The 20,336-nt window shown below is 52.7% G+C and carries 20 protein-coding genes and 1 pseudogene; 8 read left to right on the top strand and 13 right to left on the bottom strand.

Translation table 11 applies throughout. The features are described 5' to 3' along the window. Positions 1-11 precede the first annotated feature (11 nt). The 8 genes and pseudogenes from BSZ31_RS17750 to BSZ31_RS03065 all read right to left on the bottom strand — a co-directional run. Positions 12-176, bottom strand: a pseudogene (locus BSZ31_RS17750) (hypothetical protein); the annotation flags it as partial. Positions 177-327: 151 nt separating this feature from the next. Continuing rightward, positions 328-564 (bottom strand): hypothetical protein, encoded by a 237-nt coding sequence (locus BSZ31_RS03035; RefSeq protein WP_105027497.1) that lies wholly within the window; start codon positions 562-564, stop codon positions 328-330. Next, positions 564-1,595 carry an RHS repeat domain-containing protein gene (locus BSZ31_RS17675; RefSeq protein ID WP_304466331.1) on the bottom strand — a complete coding sequence of 344 codons (1,032 nt, stop codon included), beginning with the start codon at positions 1,593-1,595 and terminating at the stop codon, positions 564-566. The genes BSZ31_RS03035 and BSZ31_RS17675 overlap by 1 nt, the downstream gene beginning before the upstream one ends. A 222-nt stretch (positions 1,596-1,817) precedes the next feature. Continuing rightward, positions 1,818-2,171 carry a hypothetical protein gene (locus BSZ31_RS03045; RefSeq protein WP_105027499.1) on the bottom strand — a complete coding sequence of 118 codons (354 nt, stop codon included), beginning with the start codon at positions 2,169-2,171 and terminating at the stop codon, positions 1,818-1,820. A gap of 1 nt (position 2,172) precedes the next feature. Next, entirely contained in the window at positions 2,173-7,152 is a 4,980-nt protein-coding gene (locus BSZ31_RS03050; RefSeq protein ID WP_105027500.1) for an RHS repeat-associated core domain-containing protein, read from the bottom strand. Positions 7,153-7,276: 124 nt separating this feature from the next. Beyond that, entirely contained in the window at positions 7,277-7,558 is a 282-nt protein-coding gene (locus tag BSZ31_RS03055; protein WP_105027501.1) for a helix-turn-helix domain-containing protein, read from the bottom strand. Between the two features lie 23 nt (positions 7,559-7,581). Beyond that, positions 7,582-8,982, bottom strand: coding sequence for an aldehyde dehydrogenase family protein (locus BSZ31_RS03060; RefSeq protein WP_105027502.1), 1,401 nt, complete (start codon positions 8,980-8,982; stop codon positions 7,582-7,584). Further along, positions 8,979-10,634 carry an acetolactate synthase large subunit gene (locus tag BSZ31_RS03065; RefSeq protein ID WP_105027503.1) on the bottom strand — a complete coding sequence of 552 codons (1,656 nt, stop codon included), beginning with the start codon at positions 10,632-10,634 and terminating at the stop codon, positions 8,979-8,981. Before BSZ31_RS03065 ends, BSZ31_RS03060 begins: the two co-directional genes overlap by 4 nt. A 150-nt stretch (positions 10,635-10,784) precedes the next feature. Between BSZ31_RS03065 and BSZ31_RS03070 the strand changes: the two genes are divergently transcribed. Then, positions 10,785-11,030: an AbrB/MazE/SpoVT family DNA-binding domain-containing protein gene (locus BSZ31_RS03070; protein ID WP_105027504.1), complete on the top strand. Its 246-nt coding sequence runs from the start codon at positions 10,785-10,787 to the stop codon at positions 11,028-11,030. Further along, positions 11,030-11,377 carry a type II toxin-antitoxin system PemK/MazF family toxin gene (locus BSZ31_RS03075; RefSeq protein WP_105027505.1) on the top strand — a complete coding sequence of 116 codons (348 nt, stop codon included), beginning with the start codon at positions 11,030-11,032 and terminating at the stop codon, positions 11,375-11,377. Before BSZ31_RS03070 ends, BSZ31_RS03075 begins: the two co-directional genes overlap by 1 nt. A gap of 21 nt (positions 11,378-11,398) precedes the next feature. Here the strand turns inward: BSZ31_RS03075 and BSZ31_RS03080 are convergent, their stop codons facing one another. Further along, the gene (locus tag BSZ31_RS03080; RefSeq protein ID WP_105027506.1) at positions 11,399-12,952 is read right to left on the bottom strand and encodes an NAD(P)/FAD-dependent oxidoreductase; all 1,554 of its coding nucleotides are present in this window, start codon (positions 12,950-12,952) and stop codon (positions 11,399-11,401) included. Positions 12,953-13,116: 164 nt separating this feature from the next. Here BSZ31_RS03080 and BSZ31_RS03085 point away from each other — a divergent pair, with 164 nt between their 5' ends. Both BSZ31_RS03085 and BSZ31_RS03090 read left to right on the top strand, forming a co-directional pair. Further along, positions 13,117-13,545: a DUF4149 domain-containing protein gene (locus tag BSZ31_RS03085; protein ID WP_105027507.1), complete on the top strand. Its 429-nt coding sequence runs from the start codon at positions 13,117-13,119 to the stop codon at positions 13,543-13,545. Next, entirely contained in the window at positions 13,536-14,600 is a 1,065-nt protein-coding gene (locus tag BSZ31_RS03090) for an AraC family transcriptional regulator (protein WP_105027508.1), read from the top strand. Before BSZ31_RS03085 ends, BSZ31_RS03090 begins: the two co-directional genes overlap by 10 nt. Here the strand turns inward: BSZ31_RS03090 and BSZ31_RS03095 are convergent. Further along, on the bottom strand, positions 14,582-15,436 hold the full coding sequence (locus BSZ31_RS03095; RefSeq protein ID WP_105027509.1) for an alpha/beta hydrolase: 855 nt from the start codon (positions 15,434-15,436) through the stop codon (positions 14,582-14,584). The genes BSZ31_RS03090 and BSZ31_RS03095 overlap by 19 nt on opposite strands. A 225-nt stretch (positions 15,437-15,661) precedes the next feature. Here BSZ31_RS03095 and BSZ31_RS03105 point away from each other — a divergent pair, with 225 nt between their 5' ends. From BSZ31_RS03105 to BSZ31_RS03115, 4 genes are all read left to right on the top strand, one after another. Beyond that, positions 15,662-16,627, top strand: a complete 966-nt coding sequence (locus BSZ31_RS03105) for a YncE family protein (RefSeq protein ID WP_206018535.1) — start codon at positions 15,662-15,664, stop codon at positions 16,625-16,627. A 2-nt stretch (positions 16,628-16,629) separates the two neighbouring features. Beyond that, entirely contained in the window at positions 16,630-16,770 is a 141-nt protein-coding gene (locus BSZ31_RS17005) for a hypothetical protein (protein ID WP_240605755.1), read from the top strand. Between the two features lie 3 nt (positions 16,771-16,773). Continuing rightward, positions 16,774-17,241 carry a hypothetical protein gene (locus tag BSZ31_RS03110; protein WP_240605631.1) on the top strand — a complete coding sequence of 156 codons (468 nt, stop codon included), beginning with the start codon at positions 16,774-16,776 and terminating at the stop codon, positions 17,239-17,241. Positions 17,242-17,354: 113 nt separating this feature from the next. Then, entirely contained in the window at positions 17,355-17,834 is a 480-nt protein-coding gene (locus BSZ31_RS03115; protein ID WP_105027512.1) for a hypothetical protein, read from the top strand. A 59-nt stretch (positions 17,835-17,893) separates the two neighbouring features. Here the strand turns inward: BSZ31_RS03115 and pqqA are convergent, their stop codons facing one another. The 3 genes from pqqA to BSZ31_RS03130 all read right to left on the bottom strand — a co-directional run bounded on the left by pqqA (position 17,894) and on the right by BSZ31_RS03130 (position 19,936). Continuing rightward, on the bottom strand, positions 17,894-17,968 hold the full coding sequence (gene pqqA / locus BSZ31_RS17525) for a pyrroloquinoline quinone precursor peptide PqqA (protein ID WP_008247588.1): 75 nt from the start codon (positions 17,966-17,968) through the stop codon (positions 17,894-17,896). 94 nt (positions 17,969-18,062) lie between these two features. Continuing rightward, positions 18,063-18,710 (bottom strand): DUF305 domain-containing protein, encoded by a 648-nt coding sequence (locus tag BSZ31_RS03125; RefSeq protein ID WP_105027513.1) that lies wholly within the window; start codon positions 18,708-18,710, stop codon positions 18,063-18,065. Further along, positions 18,707-19,936 (bottom strand): LVIVD repeat-containing protein, encoded by a 1,230-nt coding sequence (locus tag BSZ31_RS03130; RefSeq protein WP_146106569.1) that lies wholly within the window; start codon positions 19,934-19,936, stop codon positions 18,707-18,709. Before BSZ31_RS03130 ends, BSZ31_RS03125 begins: the two co-directional genes overlap by 4 nt. Between the last annotated feature and the right edge of the window lie 400 nt (positions 19,937-20,336).

Raw genomic sequence — 20,336 nt, forward strand, 5'->3', positions numbered from 1 at the left:
GTGGTGGTGCCCTGCTCAGTGCTTTTTGAAATCCGCCTGCCCAGCGCGTCGTAGGCGTAGCGGGTTATAACCCCCGCCACGTTCACTTCAACAAGCTGGTTTTGGGCGTTGTAGCGGTAGCGCGTTACCTGCCCTTGGCGTGGTCCGCGCTCAACAATTTCTTCTACGCGGTTGCCGCGATCGTCGTAATTAAAGCGCCTGTTGCCTTGGCGCTTTAACCTGTTACCCGGGGTTTGTTGTGGCGTTGGGGCCGTTAGCTTCTGGAATGACCTCGCACCAAAGTTTACTTAAGTCGTTTGTGCAAAGCGTTCAAAAGACTCAGATAAATCAAGCAACAAATCGAACACTATATTTGGACGTGTTATGACGAATGTCCTCAGCCAATATTTTCAAATATTTTTGACCCTCTGATTGATACTTCTCGATCTCCTCTTTACTCAGTTTAATCTTAGCCTCGAACATACCTACCCCCCCGCATAAAACACCAAAAAAAAGCTCTCCAGACTCATTTTCAAAAAGTCGATAAGACTCGTAATAGTCTAAAAAAATATCTTTCTCTTTCATTATGGTTTAACTCCAATCGTATTTGCCGAATAGCCGCCGATGGGGAACTGATCCACAACTATCTCTGGCATGCCTCCCTTTGTATATCCGCCCCATTTAAATAATTCATTAGCTCCACGCTCAAAACCAGACGGAAACCTAGCGTTATGCAAAAGAGGATTGTGAACATCAACTCGCATAAGTTCTTCATTCCAAGCATTTTCGGGGATACTTAGTTCCTTTTTAATAAAATCCAAGCTTCCATTGGCTTTACCTAATAACTTATCCATTGCCGATTTAGTAGTTATAAATTGACCTGTAGGATCTCCGGCCATAGGTTTGCCTGCTACGAATCGTTCATAAGCACTTTTGGGGATCAAATAGGAACCTCCACCTCTGAAGGTTTCCAAGTGTGAAACAACACCAACTCTCTTGTCTGACAACCAAGGGCTTGTTCTAGAATCTCCAGAGAATTCAGACTCATTTCCTTCCTTACAACTCAACCCCCACGGATCCACCCATGTCATGGGGTTCGGTGCGTACTGGTACGCATTCATTCCACCCAGCAAACCGATTGGGTCTTGCGTGGTGAACTGCCCGCTGTTGGGGTCGTAGTACCGGCGCCTGTTGTAGTGTAGCCCTGTTTCTTCGTCGTAATACTGACCTTGAAACCGCAGTGGATTGTCCACTTCGTTCACGTGGGCCAGGGCCAGCGCACCGTAGGTTTTGAAGGTGCTGGACCACACCACTTCAGCGCGGGCGTTGGTAATTTCTCGCGGGGTGCCGATGTGGTCGGTGTGGTAGTGGTACACCTGCCCGTGTTGCACCAAGGCCAGCGGTTTGAAACTGAAGGGTTCGAACAAATAAGTGCGGCTGGGTTTGGTGTTGGAATTTATTTCACCCAGCAACACATCACCATTCCAGTAAAACGTAGTGGTGTTTTGTTGTTGATCACGTTCACTGGTTTTACTAATCCGCCTGCCCAATGCATCGTAGGCGTAGCGGGTAGTGGTGGCGTTTGCATTGGCGTTTGAGCCAACACCCGTTCGCACTTCAACCAACTGGTTTTGTGCGTTGTAGCTGTAGCGTGTTACCTGCCCCCGGCGTGGGCCGCGCTCGATTATTTCTTCTGTGCGGTTGCCGCGTGCATCGTAAGTAAACCGCCTGTTGCCTAGCGGGGGCTTACTGCTAACCCATCGAACAAGGCTCGGTAAACAGTGAACTCACATGAATTTGTTTAATGGCTCGGAATATTTTTTCAGGTTCAAAAAAAGCTAGCACGCCATCTGCATGAAAAGCATGCGCAAACGTTTTACTCCCCAAGTAGTCTCCAAACACTCACTGGGAGAATAGCCACCCAATCCATCGATGTCATCTCTTGTAAGCCAGTGTTCATAACTTTCCCCTACGAAGTGAGCAATTATCCAAGCCAGTCGATGATCACCGTTAACTTTTTCCAATAAATCCTGCTGCCTAGAAAACTTCCCCCATTCCTCCTGAGCGAGATCAGAGTAGCTATTCCACCACTCATCAGCATTAGCGAACTTTCGGTTGAGACGACTACTGTACCTGTCGTAATCCAATTCAAACCCTTGGCCTTCAGGTGTTCTTTCACGTTTATGGCTCAAATTAAAATCCTCCAAATACAATCACATTGGCTCCACCAGGATGTCGAGCTGACGGAGCAACGATACCCTTATAACCCATATCCTTTGCATTTCTGCCGATCTCATGAGTGATGTCATATTGGCCTGGTCCGGTTTTTGTCAAATCGTCTAGTGACACGCCTAAGTGATCTCTTACCTTTGGATCAGTTAAATCCAAAACGTCATCAATCTTTACATCTTTATATTTGTATTTTCGGAGGCCTGAGTCATAACCCACTTTGTTGTCGTAATGCCTCACCTCCTCCAACGCAGTTTTTTTGGTTGTACCGCCATATACGGCACCAATACCGGGCTCGGAGTAGCGATGTGACGCATTTTCATTCCATGAACCAGCCTCCCAAGTTGTTCCTTCCTGCCCTGGCTTCTCTAATCTGTGCATACGCCCTTCATAACTTGAACGCGGCGCTGTACGAAACTTTTCCTTACATAGCAAACCAGATGGATCAACCCATGTCATTGGGTTCGGTGCGTACTGGTATGCATTCATTCCACCGAGCAAACCAATCGGGTCTTGCGTGGTGAACTGGCCGCAGTTGGGGTCGTAGTAACGGTGCCTGTTGTAGTGTAGCCCTGTTTCTTCGTCGTGGTATTGCCCCTGAAACCGCAGCGGGTTGTCCACTTCGTTCACATGCGCTACGGCCAGTGCGCCGTAGGTTTTGAAGGTGCTGGACCACACCACTTCTGCGCGGGCGTCGGTGATTTCTCGCGGGGTGCCGATGTGGTCGGTATGGTAATGAAACACCTCGCCGTTTTGAACCAAGGCCAGCGGTTTGAAGCTGAAGGGTTCGAACAAATAAGTGCGGCTGGGTTTGGTGTTGGAATTTATTTCACCCAGCAACACATCACCATTCCAGTAAAACGTGGTGGTGTTTTGTTGCTCGCCATGCTGGCTGGTTTTACTAATCCGCCTGCCCAATGCATCGTAGGCGTAGCGGGTAGTGGTGGCGTTTGCATTGGCGTTTGTATTGGCGTTTGAGCCAACACCCGTTCGCACTTCAACCAACTGGTTTTGTGCGTTGTAGCTGTAGCGTGTTACCTGCCCCCGGCGTGGGCCGCGCTCAACAATTTCTTCTACGCGGTTGCCGCGATCGTCGTAATTAAAGCGCCTGTTGCCTTGGCGCTTTAACCTGTTGCCCGGGGTTTGTTGTGGCCTGCGGGCATTGGGGCTAGCAGGCTCTGGCAGGGCACGGCTTGCTTGTGCATCGGTGGCCTCTTGCCCCTCCAGCGCCTCAAGCAAATTGCTTGCGGGGTCGAATAAAAATGCTTCCGGTGTGGGGCCTTCCACCACGCGCAAGCGGTCGAGCAGATCGTAGTGGTACAGGCTGGTGCCGTGGCCTTGGTCGTCAATGCGCACCAGTTGGTTGCGCTGGTTGTAGCAATAGCGCCGGCGGGAAACGGTGGGGGAAAGTTCATCCCTTCGTTCGGTTTTAAAACCGTTTGCTCTGCGATTGACCTGCCCCACCAGCCTGCCCTGTGGGTCGTACAGGCTTTGGGTGTGAACCTGGTTGCCCAGCTTGCGCACCACTTCACGGCCCAAGGTGTCGCGCTCGAACTGCGCCAGCAGTTCACCGTTGAAGTTGATTTCGCTGAGCAAACCCAATGCGTTGTACTGGTAGGCCAACGCACCCGAAGGTAGCCCGCCACACATTGCGCCCCAGCTGGTTTGCTTTAGCCAGCCAGCCGGGTTGTATTGGTGTTCTATGCGGTGTTGGTCTTGACGCTCGGCCAGTACGCGGCCTTCGGCATCTACCTCCCATTGCAGGGTGCGGTGCGCGTTGCTAGCTTGAACCAATTGGCCTTGCGGATTGTAGGCAAAGGTGGCTTCTTCACCATCGCTGTGCCGGGCTTTCAGCAATCGGCCCAAGGCATCGCGCGTGTAGCGTGTGTAGGCCAGTGGTTGATCATTCGAAATGCCCCATTCCTGCTTTTCAAGCAAGTGGCCAGCCGCGTTGTACTGGTAGGTTTGAACGCGGCCATCGAAGCCGCTTTCTTTGGTTAAGCGTTCGGCAAGGTCGTATTCAAAGTGGCAGCTTTGACCATTTTCGTTTTGCAGTTCGATCAAATTGCGTTCGCTGTCGTAGCGGTAGCGAAGGGTAAAACCTTGTGCATCAATGCGTGTGGTGGGCTGGCTTAATTTGTCGGCATACTCGTAAACCGTGCTGCGGCCGGTGGGGTCGGTAATACGTTCAAGCTGGCCCAGTGGGCCGTAGCTGTATTCGGTGCTTAGGCCCTCGTGGTTGGTGGCGCGGGTGCATCGACCCAGTAAGTCGTAGGCGTAATAGGCACTGCGCCCCAGCGGGTTGCTTATGCCTGCCAGCCGCCCCCAGGCGTCGAATTGGTAAGTGTTGCTTTGCCCCAGTGCATTGGTTTGCGCTTGCAGCTGGCCTTGCGCGTTGTACAACATGCGCGTGCTTTGGCCCAAGGGGTTTGTTACTTCACACAACAAACCCAGGTGGTTGTAACGGTAGCGAGTGGTGGCACCTGTGGCATCGGTGTGGCTGGCCAGCAAACCTTCGGCTGTGTAAGTGTTGCTGCGCACATGGCCTTCAGCATTGATGTGCTTTAACACCTGCCCCTGTGCGTTGACTTCAAACCTGTGCAGCTGCCCAAGCTTGTTGGTGTACGCCACCAAATGGCCTTGGCTGTTGTACTGAAACTGCTCTCGGTGGCCCAGCGCATCAATGCGTTCCAACACTTGCCCATTGCTGTTGTAGGTGGTGCGTGTAACAGCGCCTTCAGGGCCCTTTTCAAGCACGGGTAGGCCTTGGGCATTGAACTGGTATTCAGTGCGTGCACCGCGGCTATCCATGGCAACGTTGGTAGCCGTGCCGTGAATATCCCATTCAAACCGGTAGTGGTAGGTGGGTTGACCACCCACAGGGTCGCCCCACTGGCGCACGCAGCGGGAGTGTTCGCCCGCCTGCTCCCATTCAAAGTAAATGTTGTAACCGCTTTTTAGCGTGCGCTGAACCAGCACATTGCGTTTGTTGTAGGCGTATTGTTCTTCAAAGCCCGCAGCATCGCTTACGGCCACAAGCTGGCCCTGTGCGTTGTAGCGGTATTGCACCAGTATCAGTTGATTCAAACCCAATTGGTTTTGTTCAAGGGCGGTGTCGGTTTCGTCTGCTGAACAACCTTTGGCCAGTTGGGCAATTTGTGCAAGCAAGCCTTGTTCGTTGTAACCCAGTACCCAACTGCTTTGGCTGCTGTAGAGGTGGGTGGGAACGCCGTGCGTGTAGTCGATAGCAAGTGCATTGCCAAAGGCGTCTTCAATGCGAACCAGCGAGAAGCGCTGTGTTTCGTTTTGCGTGGGTTCGCTGCCCTGCGCCAATTCAAGATGTTCAAAGTGCCAGGCCAAGCCCAACCCGTTGCTGGCTTGCAGACGGTAGGCTGTTTCTGCGGTGCGCGTCAGGGTTAAAAATTCACTGGTGTTGGTGCAGCGCTGGCCTACCTTCAAGGGCTTGAAGTAAACCGTGCGGCCTTCCTCGTCGATGTAGTTCAGGCTGCTTTCCAGTGCACCCGCCTGGGCTAGCAGGTGCTGGCTTAAGGGGTGCGCCCAACCGGCCCCAAGCCCTGCATTGAATCCTTGTTCTGCAAGGCTGCTGCGGTAAGTGCGCTGCCAGTTCAAGCCCACCAGGCCGGGCATTGAGCAATCGAGCAATTGCAGCAGTTCTTCACCGTTGATCATGCTGATGGGTTCACCGGCTGTTTTGGTGTCGGCCACTTTGGGTGTGTTTGCACCTTGTGTATTGCTCGCTGCCGGCTTGCCGGGCTCAGCAGGCTTTGCCGCTGCGGTGGTGGTGGTGCTGTTTTTTGAAGATCGGTTGCCAGAGGGCGCACCATCGATTGAACGCAGTTTGGAGGCCTGTGCCTTTTCAAGCGCCTTGGCGTAATTGGCCAGGTGTCTAATTGCAGCCTGGGTAAATGGGCCCACTTTGCTGGCACCGTTTGCAACCCTGGCACCCACTCGCGCTGCGCCCACGGCAAGGCTTCCGCCGAATGTGGCCAGTGCCAGCAGCACTTCAATGCCTATGGCCACCACCACCGTGGCTGCATTACGCAAGCGCCGCAGGTGGGGTACGCTTTCAGAATATCCGTCCAGAAATTCAAACAGGCCTGTGCGCAACAGGCGATCTGATCCAATCAGGTTGAACAGGCGCATGCCTTCCTTCAAGGCCGCGATCATTTCTTGCGCGGTGTTGTAGGCCGCCATGCCCGCACCCACCAGCATTTGCTGAATTTGCGCAAAGTTGGAATTGATCAGCGTCTCGAACCCAGCGCAGGTGGCCTTTACTGCATTCACAGTGAACTCAACACTGATCTTGATCAGGCTCCACAAACCTTCGATAAAGCCCATGGCTGCAGCGCCAGCGCCCTGCCCAACGGCTTTGCCTTCTTCCCACAGTTCATGAATGCGGTGTTTCACCTTGAACTCAAGGTTTTGTGCATCGTGTTCGCGCCAGCGGGCCAGCAAAATAGTGGCCATTTCAACCAGTGCTTTTCCGCGTTCGTATTCCGTGCTGCCAGCTTGGTGTGCAAGCAGTTTGGTTTCACTGGCCCAGTAAATGCTGTTGGGGTTGAGCAGGTCTTTTTGCGGGTTGGCTGTCAGCGGTATTTTTATCACCAGCAAATCGCCAGTGAATGCGGCTGTGCGTTGCCTTTCGCTGCGGCCCACGAAAAAACCATCGGCATACATATCGCCCTGCACCAGGCCAAAGTGGGTAAGCACTTTGCAATCGACGGTGTCGCCGGTGCGCGTGCGCGGAAACCCATGCAGCATCAGTTCATCGAGTTCGGTGTCGTTGATCGACTCTCTGTGCAGCGCCAACCAGGGCGACAGTTCGGTGCGTTTGTCGAAAAACGCCCAATAGTTGCCGCGAAAACGCAGCCCCAAACCAGACTTTACCGATTGACCAAAAACGGGAAGTTGAACGAAATCCATAGAAGCGGTGCTGGCGAATAACCGTGCGAAGTTACTTGCCAGCCTGGATTTCGGCGAATTGAATCAGTTTGGGTGATGTTTACCGGGTGATGGGGTGAGCACCCGGCTTTGAGCTTGCCCCTAGTTAAACGATTTTTGCGTTTCTAAAAAGCTGGTCAACTGTGAGACGAGCCAGGCTGCTTTCATCGCGAGGGTCGGTGGATGAATACATGCTGACTTGCAATGCGTCAAGCACAGCGAACAGGCGGTTCACGCTGATCGACCCCGGGTTCTTCTCCAAAGAAGACACCGTGCGCTGATCTATACCAAGCCTCTCGCCCAATTGTTTTTGGGTAAGGCCCAATTCTCGCCTGCGCGTGCGGATCAGCACGGTGACATCACTCAGATTTACTTTTTTCAGTGCCATAGTGTTTTGAATCTACTCGGTAATTACAACTTGATGACCGCCATTTTTTCCTGTGTCATGTCGTGCATGGTGTGGCCAATTCCGCCAACCCCGTACCCCGACTGCCGACGACCGGCAAATGGCATCCAATCAACACGAAACGCAGTGTGGTCATTGACCATGACCGCGGTGGCATCAATTTCACGCACACAGCGCAGGGCCACTTTCAACTTTTGGGTAAACACCGCAGCCTGGAATGCAACCGGCAGGCTATTGGCCTGCGCAATTGCATCAGTCAGCGATTCGGTGCCGTATACACACACCACAGGACCAAATACTTCCAGGGTACTGACCTTGGAATCGCGGGGCGGGTTCAACAACACAGTGGGTGCATAAGTGGTGTCACCCAACCTTTGGGCGCCACACAACACCTGTGCACCACCTGCTACGGCTTCATTTACCCACTGCTCAACGCGCTTGACTTCATTCGGGTTGACGAGTGGACCGCATTCCGTATCCGCCAGTATGGCGTTGCCTACTTTTAGCTTCGAGGCCTTGTCAGCAATGGCTTGCGCCAGGGCGGTGGCCATGTCTTCGGGCACGTAAACCCGCTGCACGCTAACGCAAACCTGCCCGGAATGATAAAAACCACCCTTGACCAAGGCCGGGATCATGGCCTCAAGGTCGGCGCAGTCGTCCACAATAACCGGGGCCACACCGCCATGCTCAAGCGCACAGCGCGTACCGGGCGCCAATTTACTTTTTAGCCGCCAGCCGACGGCACCCGAACCAATAAAGCTGAAAAATGCCACGCGGGCATCGGTCACCATTTGCTCGGCCACGTCGCTTTTGCAAGGCGCAAAGCGGCACCATTCTTCGGGCAAGCCTGCCTCGTACAGCATGTTCACAAAGGCCTGGCAACTCAGGGGGGTGGCACTGGCCGGCTTTACCAACACTGGGCAGCCCGTGGCAATGGCGGGGCCCACCTGGTGAACAATCAAATTCAAGGGGTGATTGAACGCAGACACGGCAACCACTGGGCCAATGGGCTCGCGGGTGGTGAATGCCATGCGGCCTGAACCTGCTGCGGTCAGGTCCATTGGAATTTCCGTGCCGGTGAGGTGGCCCAATTCTTTGATGCACAGCTCAACCCCATCGATTGCGCGTGTTACTTCCACTTTGGCATCCATCAAGGGCTTGCCGCCCTCGTTGGCAATTTGAAAGGCGAGTTCATCAAACCGGCCTTGCATCAGCTGTGCCGTTTTTTTGAGAATGGCGATTCGCTGGTGCATGGGCAGCCAGTTGGCGCGGGTTTTGTGCAATTGGCTGGCGGTGTTCAACCAGGCATCGATGGTGGGCCAATCGACCAGCTTCACTTCACCAATCGGCTTTAGATCAAAGGGGTTGACTACTTCCAAAGCGGCGTTGTTCATGGAGGTACTCATATCAAACACACCTTTGCGGCCAATTCGTCAATCAGCACACGTTTGTTTTCAGAATAGTCCACGGGCACGTCTACGATGTGCACGCCCCCGGCTTTGAAGGCCCGGTCAAAGGTGGGCACCAGTTCAGCGGCACTTCCCACCCGATGGCCGGTTGCACCATAGGCCTCGGCGTACTTCACAAAGTCGGGGTTGCCAAACTCAAGCCCCCAATCAGCAAAGCCCGCGTGCTCTTGTTTCCAGCGAATCATGCCGTACGAGCTGTCGTTCAAAATGGTAACGACCAAGTTGAGCTTCAGGCGCACCGCAGTTTCAATTTCCTGCGAGTTCATCATGAAGCCTCCGTCGCCACAAATGGCCATGACCCGGCGATCGGGGTACAACATGGCGGCCATCATGGCCGAGGGCAAACCGGCTCCCATGGTGGCCAGCGCGTTGTCCAACAACACGGTGTTGGGTTCATAGGCTTTGTAATTGCGGGCGTACCACAATTTGTAAATGCCGTTGTCCAGCGCAATGATGTCTTTGGCACCCATGGCGCGGCGGGTTTCGGCCACCAGGCGTTGGGGGATGATGGGGAAGCGGTCGTCGTCCGCACCTTCTTTGATGTGCAATTCAATTTCTTCGCGAATGCGCTTGAAGTAGGCGAGGTCGCACACCACTTTGCCGCCAATTTTCTGGGTCAACTTTTGCACGGAGCGGGCCACATCGCCCACCACTTCACATTGCGGAAAATACACCTGGTCGACTTTGGCAGAACGGTAGTTCACATGGATTACTTTCTTGCCGCCATGGGCCATGAAAAACGGCGGCTTTTCAACCACATCGTGGCCCACATTGACAATGAGGTCGGCACGTTCAATGGCACAGTGCAAATAATCGCCGTCTGACAATGCTGCGGTGCCCAGAAAATGAGGCGAGCCCTCATCCACCACGCCCTTGCCCATTTGCGTGCTGAAAAATGGAATGCCGGTGGTTTCAATGAATTCTTGCAAAGCCAGCCTGGCCTGTTTGCGGTTTGCACCGGCGCCCAGCAGCACCAGCGGCATGCGGGCAGAGCGGATCATGGACACCGCTTCGTTGAGCACCACATCATCGGCCACGGCATAGTGCCGCTCGCTGCGGGGAATGATGGGCGCAGTGGTTTGTTCAGCGGCAATGTCTTCGGGCAGCTCGAGCAACACGGCGCCAGGGCGTTCTTCTTCGGCAATTCGAAAGGCCTCGCGAACCAGGGCGGGAATGTTGTTGCCGTGAACGATTTGCTTGCTCATTTTGCAGATGGGCGCAAACAGATTGACCACATCGATGATCTGAAATTGGCCTTGCTTGGACTTCTTGATGGGCTTTTGCCCGGTGATCATGATGAGCGGAAATGCACCCAGGTGGGCATAGGCGGCGGGTGTGGTGAAGTTGGTGGCCCCAGGGCCCAAGGTGGCCATGCACACGCCGGCACGGCCAGTGAGTCGACCATAGGTGGCGGCCATAAAGCCTGCCCCCTGTTCGTGGCGGGTCAACACCAGTTTGATGCTGCTGTTGCGCAGGCTTTCAACCATGTCCAGGTTTTCTTCGCCGGGCACAGCGAATATGTGCTTTACGCCTTCTGCTTCCAGGGCCTGAACAAACAGATCAGATGCTTTGGTGCCTTGGGTCGACATGGTCGCTCTCCTTTTTTGGGGGAACGACCAGTGTCTGCCTCTTAGGTTTCAATATCAATATCTTTATCCATTCTGGGTAGTAGAGCCAATGTTTTACTTAAGTAGGATTTTATGTTCTACTAAAATTAAACTTTCATGTTGGGAACTAGCATGCGCCAAACTTTACGAAAAGCAGGTGGATCGTTGGTGATGACGATTCCAAAATCGTTTGTTGCCCAAAACGGGCTCTCTGAAGGATCGCAAGTGGAACTGGTGTTGAGCGGAAAAAAAATGATCGTGGAAGCGATGCCCAAGCCAAAATACAAGTTGAACGAGTTGCTTGCGGAAATGCCGCAAGAATTTCCATTGGTCGAACAGTGGGACGAACTGCAAGAAACCGGTTTGGAAAAGAACTGATGCCCTACGTTCCTAACCGCGGCGATATTGTTCACCTTCAATTCGACCCAGCCAGTGGGCAAGAAATGAAAGGACCACACTTTGGTTTGGTGGTCAGCAGCAAGCCATTCAATCAACGCGGATTGGCGATGATTTGCCCTATTTCGCAAGGGGCCGCGGCCGCAGCACGATCATTCGGTACCGTGGTTACATTGATGGGGTGCGGCAGCGACACGCAGGGTGCAGTGCACTGCCACCAACTGAAATCACTCGATTGGCGAGCCCGCAAAGCTGCAAAAAAGGAAAGCGTGCCGCAACATGTTTTAAACGATGTGATGGCACGCCTCGAGGCTATTCTTTTCGAATAGCCACGCCGGTTTGTAAAGCTTTTATGCGGCTTTGATCGCCATCAAACCAGTGCTGATGTGGTCTGTCACTTTCGGCTTCACCGTTTTGCCATTGCTGGCCGTCAGCACATATTCTGCCGGGTTGAAACGTGCAATTCGCATGCGGTATTCAGCGTTCAAGCCAGGGTACAAAGTGTTGTTGCGGCCATTGGGGCTGAGGTACCAGCTTGCGCAACCGCTTTTCCACACCGTGTGTTCGCTGCGGAAGTCCATGGTATTTACAAACTTCTGTTCCACTTCGGGTTTCACAGAAATGGCTTTAAGCTTGCGCTTTTGGCGCAATTTGATGGCCTGAATCACATAACCAATTTGCGCTTCAGCATAAGCGATAACAGACGTGTGGCCAGGGCCAGTGAACGGGCCCACGAGGAAGTACAAGTTGGGGAAACCCGCAGTTGAAATGCCCTGGTAGGCTTCCGAGCCGTCTTTCCACTTGTCGTTCAAGCTTGCGCCGCCAATGCCTTTGGCGTCGATTGGCGAACCTGTGTGGCGCACTTCATAGCCTGTGGCGTAAATGATCACGTCGAGTTCGTGCTCAACGCCATCGGCGGTGCGAATGCCTTTTTCGGTGATGCAATCAATCGCATTGGTTTCCAAATGCACATGCTCTTTTTGCATGGTGGGGTACCAATCGGAACTGACCAACACGCGCTTGCAACCGAACTTGAAGGTGGGGGTCAGCTTTTTGCGAAGCTCAGGGTCTTTCACCTTGCGGGCCAGGTAGCTGCTGGCCATTTTCTCGGGCTGGGCCTTGAACATGTCGTACTTCAAAATCAAAAACGGTGCAGTCAGTTCGTTGAACCAGTACACACCCAGGCGGTTCATTTTCATGTTCAACGGGGTTTTGCGATTCAGTGCTTTTTCAGCTTCTTCAATGTTGCGGTCTGGGCGCGGCATGATCCAGTTGGCCGTGCGCTGAAACACCACCAGGTTTTTGACCTTGTCGGCAATGGCGGGGCCAACCTGCACGGCCGTGGCGCCAGTGCCAATCAAGCCAACACGCTTGCCTTCCAGTTCTACGGAATGGTCCCAAGCGGCGGTGTGCACCGTTTTGCCTTTGAACTTTTCGGCACCCTTGAATTCTGCAACCTTGGGTGCGCTGAACGGGCCCACTGCTGTAACCACATTGCGGGCCTGAATGGTTTTGCCATCGGCTGTGGTGATGTTCCACAAACCAGCTTGCTCGTCGAATGCTGAACCAGTGATGCTGGTGTTGAATTGAATGTAGGGGTACACACCATACTTGGTGGCGCAGTGGCGCAGGTACTTGTAAATTTCGCCCTGCTTGGCGTAGCTGTTGCTCCACTCGGCCCAAGGCTCGAAGGAATAGCTGTACAGGCTGCTTTTAACATCGCAACCACAGCCGGGGTAAGTGTTGTCGCGCCAGGTGCCGCCCACATCGTGGCCTTTGTCGAAAATCTTGAAATTGGTTTCACCTGCCTTGAGCAATTGAATACCCATGCCCAGGCCTGATACGCCTGCGCCGACGATTGCAACTTCAAGAATGTTTTGTGCTTCTTTTTTTGAACTGGCCATGTGGTGTGTCTCGTGTTGTGTTGGTTTTCGATGAGATGCAGTGTAGGGGTTTGGGTGCAACAGGCGTGAGTGTGAAAAGTGACGACTTTAGAGTCAATTTGGGCCACAAACTCACCCCACTGATGCACAATCAATGCTCGAAGTAACTTTGCAGCAGGTGATGTATGGAATGGTTTCAAGCACTGACAACCTTGGCCCTGGGTGGTTTGTTCGGCGGCATTCTGGCCTTCTCGGCCTTGTTTGCACCGCTGGTGTTCACCAAATTGCCAATGGAACAAGCGGGGCCATTCATTCGCGCTGTGTTTCCTTGGTACTACCTGTATGTGATCGTGTTCGGCTTTCTCAGTGCCATTTCTGCAGGGCTTTCCGGTGGCGGCTTTTGGGTGTTGTTTCCATCGGCGTTGGTCGGCTTGGCCAGCGTGTACACACGGCAAATTCTGATGCTCCAAATCAATGAACTTCGCGACCGGGAACTGGCTGGGGACACAGCAGCCGGTGCGGAATTCAATCGCAAACACCGGCTTAGCGTGATCATCAACAGCGTGCAACTGCTGGTAGCGGGAGCAACCCTGGTGTACTGGGCATGGAACTGAAAGACCTGCCGCAGCTTCGGCTGCTGGAACAAACCACGGTGGCACAAGCCTACCCGCTGTTTTTCGTGAACTATGCGGTGCAACGCGGCTTTGCGACCGAGCAAATTCTGGAACACAGCGGGCTGACACTGGCCCAGCTGCAAGTGCCCAACAGCCGCATCGCCGCGGCCCAGCATGGCATCATCGTGATGAATTTGCTGGCACTGTTTCAAAGCGAACACATTGCCATCGACATGGGTTTGCAAAGCAGCCTGACCAAAGCGGGCATGATCGGTTTTGGTTTGATGAGTTGTGCAACCCTGCGTGAGGCCATTGAGCTGGGTATTCGCTTTTTGCCCACCAAAGTGCCCTTCTACACCATAGACACCAGTGAAGACGAACGCACCCTGACGTGCCACGTGCGCGAAGCCATGCCGCTTGAACCCGTGCGCAAATTCGCGATTGAAAATTTTGTGATTGAAGTGTGGCGGCTGTTTGAAAGCCTGTTCAACCCCATGGGCAGCAAGCGCGAGGCCAGCGGAATTGAATTGTGGTTTGACTGGCCTGAGCCGCCTTATTATGCGAGCTATGCCAGCAGCCTGCCCAAGTGCCGTTTCAATGCGGCTGGTAATCAAATTCGAATTCCCGGCAGGTGGCTTGACCTGCCCTTGCCCACCGCCAACTCCACCACTGCACAAATGGTGATTCAGCAATGCGAGCAAGAATTGATTGCTCTGGGCCTAGGCGACAATTTAAGCGGGCGCGTGAAAAACCTGCTGATTTGCCGGGACGGCCGCTACCCGCAACTTGAAGACATGGCAGAAACCCTGCACATGTCGGTGCGCACATTAAAGCGCAAGCTACAGAACGAAGGGCGAAGCTTTACAGATTTATTGGGCGAGGTGATTCAACGCGACGCCTGCCTGTTGCTTGAGACCAGCAAGCTGAATGTGGATGAAATTGCGCAACGTGTGGGTTACCAGGACCGCGCCAATTTCACACGTGCATTCAAAAAACTGACTGGCAAAACACCCAGCGAATACAGGGAGTGGGTAAGCTACGTCGTCAAGAAATGACTGACCAAACCTTGCGCATCGGTATCGTGCGGCAGGCTGACATGGTCGGTTCCCTTCACCGTGGCCACGAGGGGTTTGACCGCAAAATGCTGCATCAAGCGCAATGAGGAATCATGCGGTACCACCTCATCGTTTTCAGCCAGCAACACAAAGGTGGGGTTGCGTACATTCGCGGCACATTCATTCGATTTGAACTTGCTGCGCAACAACAGCGACACCGGGGCCAAAGGCACTTTCTTTTTGGCAATGCTGATCAAGCTGTCATAAGGGGTAAACAACACCAGTTTGTGCACTGGTGTGCTGGCGGCCAACTGCATGGCAACCCCTGTGCCCAGGCTGCGCCCGATGACAGAAATTTGATTGCGGTCGCACCAAGGTTGTTCGGCTACCCATTTGTAAATGGCACGCGCATCGGCCACCAAATTTTTCTCCATCGGCGTGCCTTTGGAATTGCCATATCCCCGGTAATTGAAAAACACCAGGGGCAAATTCTTGAAGCCTTGCGCTTCATTGAGCAACCAGCGCACGTCTTCGCTGCGGCCACCGAAATAAATGGCGCACGGTGCCTTGCTGCCTGCACCACCCAGGCCAGCAGGCATGCGCACCCAACCTTCCAGTTCAATGCCGGGAGCCACTTGCAAACGCAGTTCAGTGAATTCGTGTGCGTGGTGGGTCAGCACCTCATGGTGCTTCAACGCAGGGCTGAAAATATGCCGGGTTTGGCTGAAGTACAGGTAAGTCCAGTACGCAGCAAAACCCATGGAGGCAGACAGCGCCATGCGGGGCACCAAACGCGACTCGGGGTTGCGCACTACTTTCTCTTGAACATACTTCATGGATGTACTTCTTTACAAAATGGTTACTGGTCACACTACACAGTGTATTGAAACCAAACTGTCACAAAGGTTCAAAGTGCTTGCAGAAATGGCGTTAAATCAACGTTTGGAAGGAATTGCCCACATGACCTGTCACAATGACAATTCATATTTCAGGAAATCTTCCCGGGACAAAACAGGGAAACTTCCATAGCGTTGAACGATTAGAAGGGAGAGGACAAGAACATGAAATTCAAAACAAGCGCGATTGCGTTGGGTTTGGCTGTGGCATTGGCGGCCTGCTCCAAGAAAGAGGAAGCAGTTGCCCCGGAAGCAGCAGCCCCAGTTGAACAGGCTGCACCACAAGCAGTGGCCTACGTAACCCACCAAGACGGCCCAGTGACCATTTACTCACTGGCCGACTACACCAAGATCGGCGAAATTAACGTGGGTGAAGGTGGCCGCGGAGTAGGCTTGACCGAGGACGGCAAGCTGCTGGTGGTGGCCGTAAAAGAAACCAAAGATTTGGCCATTGTAGACACCGCCACCAACCAGGTGGTACGCCGTGTGCCTGTGGGTATCAACCCTGAATTTGTGCGGGTGTTGGGTAACCTTGCATTTGTAGCTTACGAGCCTGCCTCCAAGGGCGGCCCTCCGCCAAAGCCCGGTTCAGCCGAAGCCAAAGCCATCGAGAAAGAGCGAGAAGAAGGCGATGAACTGCCAGCACAAGTGGCCATCATCGACTTGGTGAAGGGCGAAAAAATCAAGGAAATTACGGCGGGGTTTGAGACCGAAGGCATTGAGTTTTCTGCCGATGGAAAACACATCATTGTGACCAATGAAGCCGATGAAAATGTATCGGTACATGACATTGAAACTGGCGAGAAGATCAAACAGATCGATACAGAAAGCTACGGCATTCGACCACGCGGCGTGAAACGCTCGCCCGATGGTGAGCAATTCGTGGTCACACTTGAGTACGGCAATAAAATGCTGATTCTGGACAAAAACTACAATGTGATTAACGAGGCTGCCACGGGCGAAGTACCCTATGGCGTCACTTATACCCGCGATGGTTCCGAGATTGTGGTGGCTTGGCACGTGGTAAAGCGATTCAGGTATTTGATGCAAAAACGCTTGAGCTCAAGCGAGAAATGCCGGTGGGCGAGCGTTGTTGGCACTTTAGCTTTACACCCGATGACACACAGTTGATTGTGGCCTGCGGCCGCAGCAACAACATTCTGGTTTTGGACTACGCCACTGGCAACGTGATCAAAGACATTCCCGAAGGCAATATGCCCTGGGGCGTGATGGTGTCGCCGAAGTCCGTAGGATCGCTGGATATACCGGGGTAAGCCATGAAACGCTCGTTGATTGTTGCATGCTCGACTCTTGTCACTGGTTTGCTGCTCAACAGCGCAAGCCATGTTGCTTATGCTGCGGGAGATTTGACCAAACAGGAGCCTGTGCACTTCACTGTTGAGTTGAGCAACCAGGCTGGTGAGAAAAAATTTTCACCATCCACCCTGCAGTTTGAAACGGGCACCCTGACAGTTTTAAACATTCACAACAAAGGCGAAAAGTCCTATTACTTTGGCTCCAATGGCTTGGCAGATTCGGTATACACGCGCAAGGTTGTTGTACTCGGATCTGCCAGTGAAACACCGTTGGCTGAAATTTACGGCCCGGTACGGCGGGTAGAAGTGTACCCGGGGCAGACCGTTCAGTGGTGGTTCGTTCCGATAAGGACGGGCAACTTCAACGACCTGGTTTCCAGACAGTCTGAGACAGAAGCAGGCATGAAAGGAACCGTGAAGATCAACTAAAGGAAACAAAAACTCAATCCTTTGTATTCCTAAACGAATTTTCCGCGTTAATCAATGAAACGGTTGCCACCATGCAACACTTTAATGTGATTAACGTGGTTTAGGAGTTACCTATGAGACGCGTATTTAATGTAATCGACAGAGGCATTGCAAACAGCCCAACGAACACTGAAACCGCACCAGACAATAGTATTGAAGCCATTCAAGGCACTTGGGCGCAAGCGCTTCGCTGCGACTTTGGCCGTACTCGCGATGCCATGCTGTGTCGTTTGGCTGAAACTACACAGGAACTGGCGCACCAATACCCGAATGACGCAAAGGTTCTACTTTGGAACGGTATTGTGCTGACAGGGTACGCGAAATCACTGGGAGGACTGTGTGCGCTGCAGTTTCAGGCTCACGCAAAAGCTTCACTTGAACGTGCAATTGCATTGGCACCAAACGACGGGGCAGCCTACCTTTACTTGGGCCTGCTGTACGATCACTCCCCAGCAGCCCCTTACGGCTTTGGCGATGAAAACATTGCCAGGTCGCTGCTTGAGCAAGGTTTGAAACTGACCTTGAATTCAGCCGAGCAACTGCGCCGCGCATAAAAAAGGAAAGCCAACTCTGCTTGGCCTTCCTTTTTTATTGCTGCAACAACCGAAAAAAATTAACGGTTTGCAATGTACATGGTGATTTCAAAACCAAAACGCATGTCTACAAATTGTGGGGTGGTCCAGCTCATGTCTATTTCTCCAAAGTGTTGTAAAAATCAGCAAATACCTTTGCCGTTGAAATAAGCATATCCCTACTTCCTCAGGAATTTTGCCCGACGTCAATCATCGTGTTTCCAGCAAACTCCGCATTTGGGCAGTTTCCTGTGTTTGTCGCTGTAGTACATGCTGCGCAAGGTTTCGAATAAAAGGGGTGTTTGCAGCACGTGACGGCAAGGTAGACATGCCCACAGCGCCCTCGTGGTGTTCAATCATCAACTGCAAAAAACTCAATTCTCTTTGGTGCCTGGGTATTGACTCATCCCCCAATTTCTTGATGGATAAAGAATCCACCAGCCCTGCCATACCCAAGGGACTGCTTTCACAACGCTCCAGGTACAGTGTTTCATTCACATTCAACAATTGCCGATTATTTTTCATCCACCCCATTAAATCGCCATTCAAAGGCAAGGCCGCCGCATGTTGCCCTGCCAACCAACCCTTTATGTTTTCCATCTCCAATGATTGCGCATGAACGATACGTTTTGCCAATTCCTGTACATCAGACTTTTGCTCACCTTGTATCAAACTGGCCATGATCAAAGCTTGTTGATGGTGAACCAACATGCTTTGCGCATACCCGGTGTCAATATCGATATTCGCCACCAATGCGGACTCGGCTACTACCGGTGCGCGATAGTCAAAAGTGCCCAAAAACCACCCGATGGTAAGGCCCAAAAAAAACAGTCCGTATTTGCCGATTTTTACGATCATTTGGGCAATACAGCAGGATCTATTTTGACCACCTGAAAACCTGCACACTGCGAAGTAAACCAGATCTCGTTTTTCTCCAAAACGAATCTCGGTTGAGATGATGTCCAGTCTGCACCAAAACAATTGCCAGTCACATTGAATGTAGAACCACCTTTTTGACCAGGTCTCATCGCCGGATTGAAATAGGCGATTTCCTTCACTGCATTGGGCTTTGAAATATCAAATACTCTCAGCCCTGAATTGAAATAACCACAGGCCAATACCTTTGCGTTGTTCGGATCATCGACCTGGCAATAGTGGCTGTCATAGCCGAACAAAGCCAACCCGGCAGTGTCCGCAGAGGCTTCAACACAGTTTTCTGGCTGATTAATTTCAAGGGTGAGCTTTGATAAAAGTTGAATGTTATTCACATCACTCACATCAAATATGCGGGGGATACCAAACGGCAGTCGATCTGAGCCGCAAGTAACAATACGACTGGCAGCGGCGTTTACTCCATCAGACCCCAATTCATCCACCGTAATCAGGTGGTCTTTGCCTGCGATTTTCACCGGAATTGTGTGCTGGGCCACTGAGCCATCCGCCCAATACACTTCGGCCAAAAGTTGAGGGCTTGGATCCACTTTGCGCTGGCTAATGGGCGTGAAATCGTAGATCGCAAAGCCATTGGTGTTGTTACCCTCATTGCGAGCAGTGCCAGACAAAGTAACGTAACCGCGTGTGCCATCGGGACTAACAGACAAACCATGCACACCAACGGGCGGAGTAAACTTTGTGATGAATTTAGGTGCGGAAGGATCTGCTACATCGATTGCGTAGTACTGCCCCTGATTCAAATCCCCGCCGTAATAGGTCAGGCCATCGGGTGCCCACTCGCCTTCATGGCCGATAACAGTGTCATCAGCCAAAGGGCCACTAAAAAGCAAACGGGGCTGTGAACAGTCTCTGGATATATCGTAAACGTCAAATTCCGGCCCCCCACCTGAACTGGTGCCATTCACCGCCGCCAACAAACCGCGTGATTGATTAACCTTCAAAGACTCCCAGGGATCAAGCATGGACACACTGGTCAGTCGACCTGCATCAACGGGATTGGATGAATCGCTCACATCCATGACCACTGTGCCAGGCCGCTGCAGGGTTGCTCTTGGAACACTTGGAGAAGACACAGCAGTGGCAGCAAAGGCCTGGCCGTAATAAGAGCAGTCACGATACGAGGTATGCATCCAGCTTGCGCCCTCGCCCTCGTACTGAGAAACCAGGTCAATATTGCAATTATTACCCTGGAACCCAGCCAACCTGTCGCTTAGCGGAACTTGGCCCTGAAGAGCCAGTTCAGGCCGATCGCCCTCTCGGCACTGAGCCCTGGGTATTTCAGTCTGAGTTATGACGACATCGCCCTCATTGGGCGACACGGGGCTGTTGTTGCCAACGTTCGGACCTACTGAATCACCTCCACCCAAACACCCACCCAACAACAATCCGATGCAACATAGGCCCCACCTTGGCCGTGCGATATCCCGTACCATGCTTTGTCTCCCAAGCGTTCTTGATTTAGTGTTTTGTTTTTATTACTTTTTTTTGAACGCTACGGATTCAAACTGACGAGGTCCTGACGCGTGAGAG

The sequence above is a fragment of the Limnobacter sp. SAORIC-690 genome (assembly GCF_002954425.1).
In the GTDB taxonomy this organism is placed as follows: domain Bacteria; phylum Pseudomonadota; class Gammaproteobacteria; order Burkholderiales; family Burkholderiaceae_B; genus Limnobacter; species Limnobacter profundi.

Excerpts from the sequence above, each read along its gene's own strand:
- BSZ31_RS03130 (WP_146106569.1), bottom strand. The coding sequence starts at position 19,936 with ATGCATACCTCGTATCGTGACTGCTCTTATTACGGCCAGGCCTTTGCT.
- BSZ31_RS03035 (WP_105027497.1), bottom strand. The coding sequence starts at position 564 with ATGAAAGAGAAAGATATTTTTTTAGACTATTACGAGTCTTATCGACTT.
- BSZ31_RS03070 (WP_105027504.1), top strand. The coding sequence starts at position 10,785 with ATGCGCCAAACTTTACGAAAAGCAGGTGGATCGTTGGTGATGACGATT.
- BSZ31_RS03075 (WP_105027505.1), top strand. The coding sequence starts at position 11,030 with ATGCCCTACGTTCCTAACCGCGGCGATATTGTTCACCTTCAATTCGAC.
- BSZ31_RS03085 (WP_105027507.1), top strand. The coding sequence starts at position 13,117 with ATGGAATGGTTTCAAGCACTGACAACCTTGGCCCTGGGTGGTTTGTTC.
- BSZ31_RS03105 (WP_206018535.1), top strand. The coding sequence starts at position 15,662 with ATGAAATTCAAAACAAGCGCGATTGCGTTGGGTTTGGCTGTGGCATTG.
- BSZ31_RS03125 (WP_105027513.1), bottom strand. The coding sequence starts at position 18,710 with ATGATCGTAAAAATCGGCAAATACGGACTGTTTTTTTTGGGCCTTACC.
- BSZ31_RS03095 (WP_105027509.1), bottom strand. The coding sequence starts at position 15,436 with ATGAAGTATGTTCAAGAGAAAGTAGTGCGCAACCCCGAGTCGCGTTTG.
- BSZ31_RS03050 (WP_105027500.1), bottom strand. The coding sequence starts at position 7,152 with ATGGATTTCGTTCAACTTCCCGTTTTTGGTCAATCGGTAAAGTCTGGT.
- BSZ31_RS03055 (WP_105027501.1), bottom strand. The coding sequence starts at position 7,558 with ATGGCACTGAAAAAAGTAAATCTGAGTGATGTCACCGTGCTGATCCGC.
- BSZ31_RS03090 (WP_105027508.1), top strand. The coding sequence starts at position 13,536 with ATGGAACTGAAAGACCTGCCGCAGCTTCGGCTGCTGGAACAAACCACG.
- BSZ31_RS03080 (WP_105027506.1), bottom strand. The coding sequence starts at position 12,952 with ATGGCCAGTTCAAAAAAAGAAGCACAAAACATTCTTGAAGTTGCAATC.
- BSZ31_RS03110 (WP_240605631.1), top strand. The coding sequence starts at position 16,774 with ATGAAACGCTCGTTGATTGTTGCATGCTCGACTCTTGTCACTGGTTTG.
- BSZ31_RS03115 (WP_105027512.1), top strand. The coding sequence starts at position 17,355 with ATGAGACGCGTATTTAATGTAATCGACAGAGGCATTGCAAACAGCCCA.
- BSZ31_RS03060 (WP_105027502.1), bottom strand. The coding sequence starts at position 8,982 with ATGAGTACCTCCATGAACAACGCCGCTTTGGAAGTAGTCAACCCCTTT.
- BSZ31_RS03065 (WP_105027503.1), bottom strand. The coding sequence starts at position 10,634 with ATGTCGACCCAAGGCACCAAAGCATCTGATCTGTTTGTTCAGGCCCTG.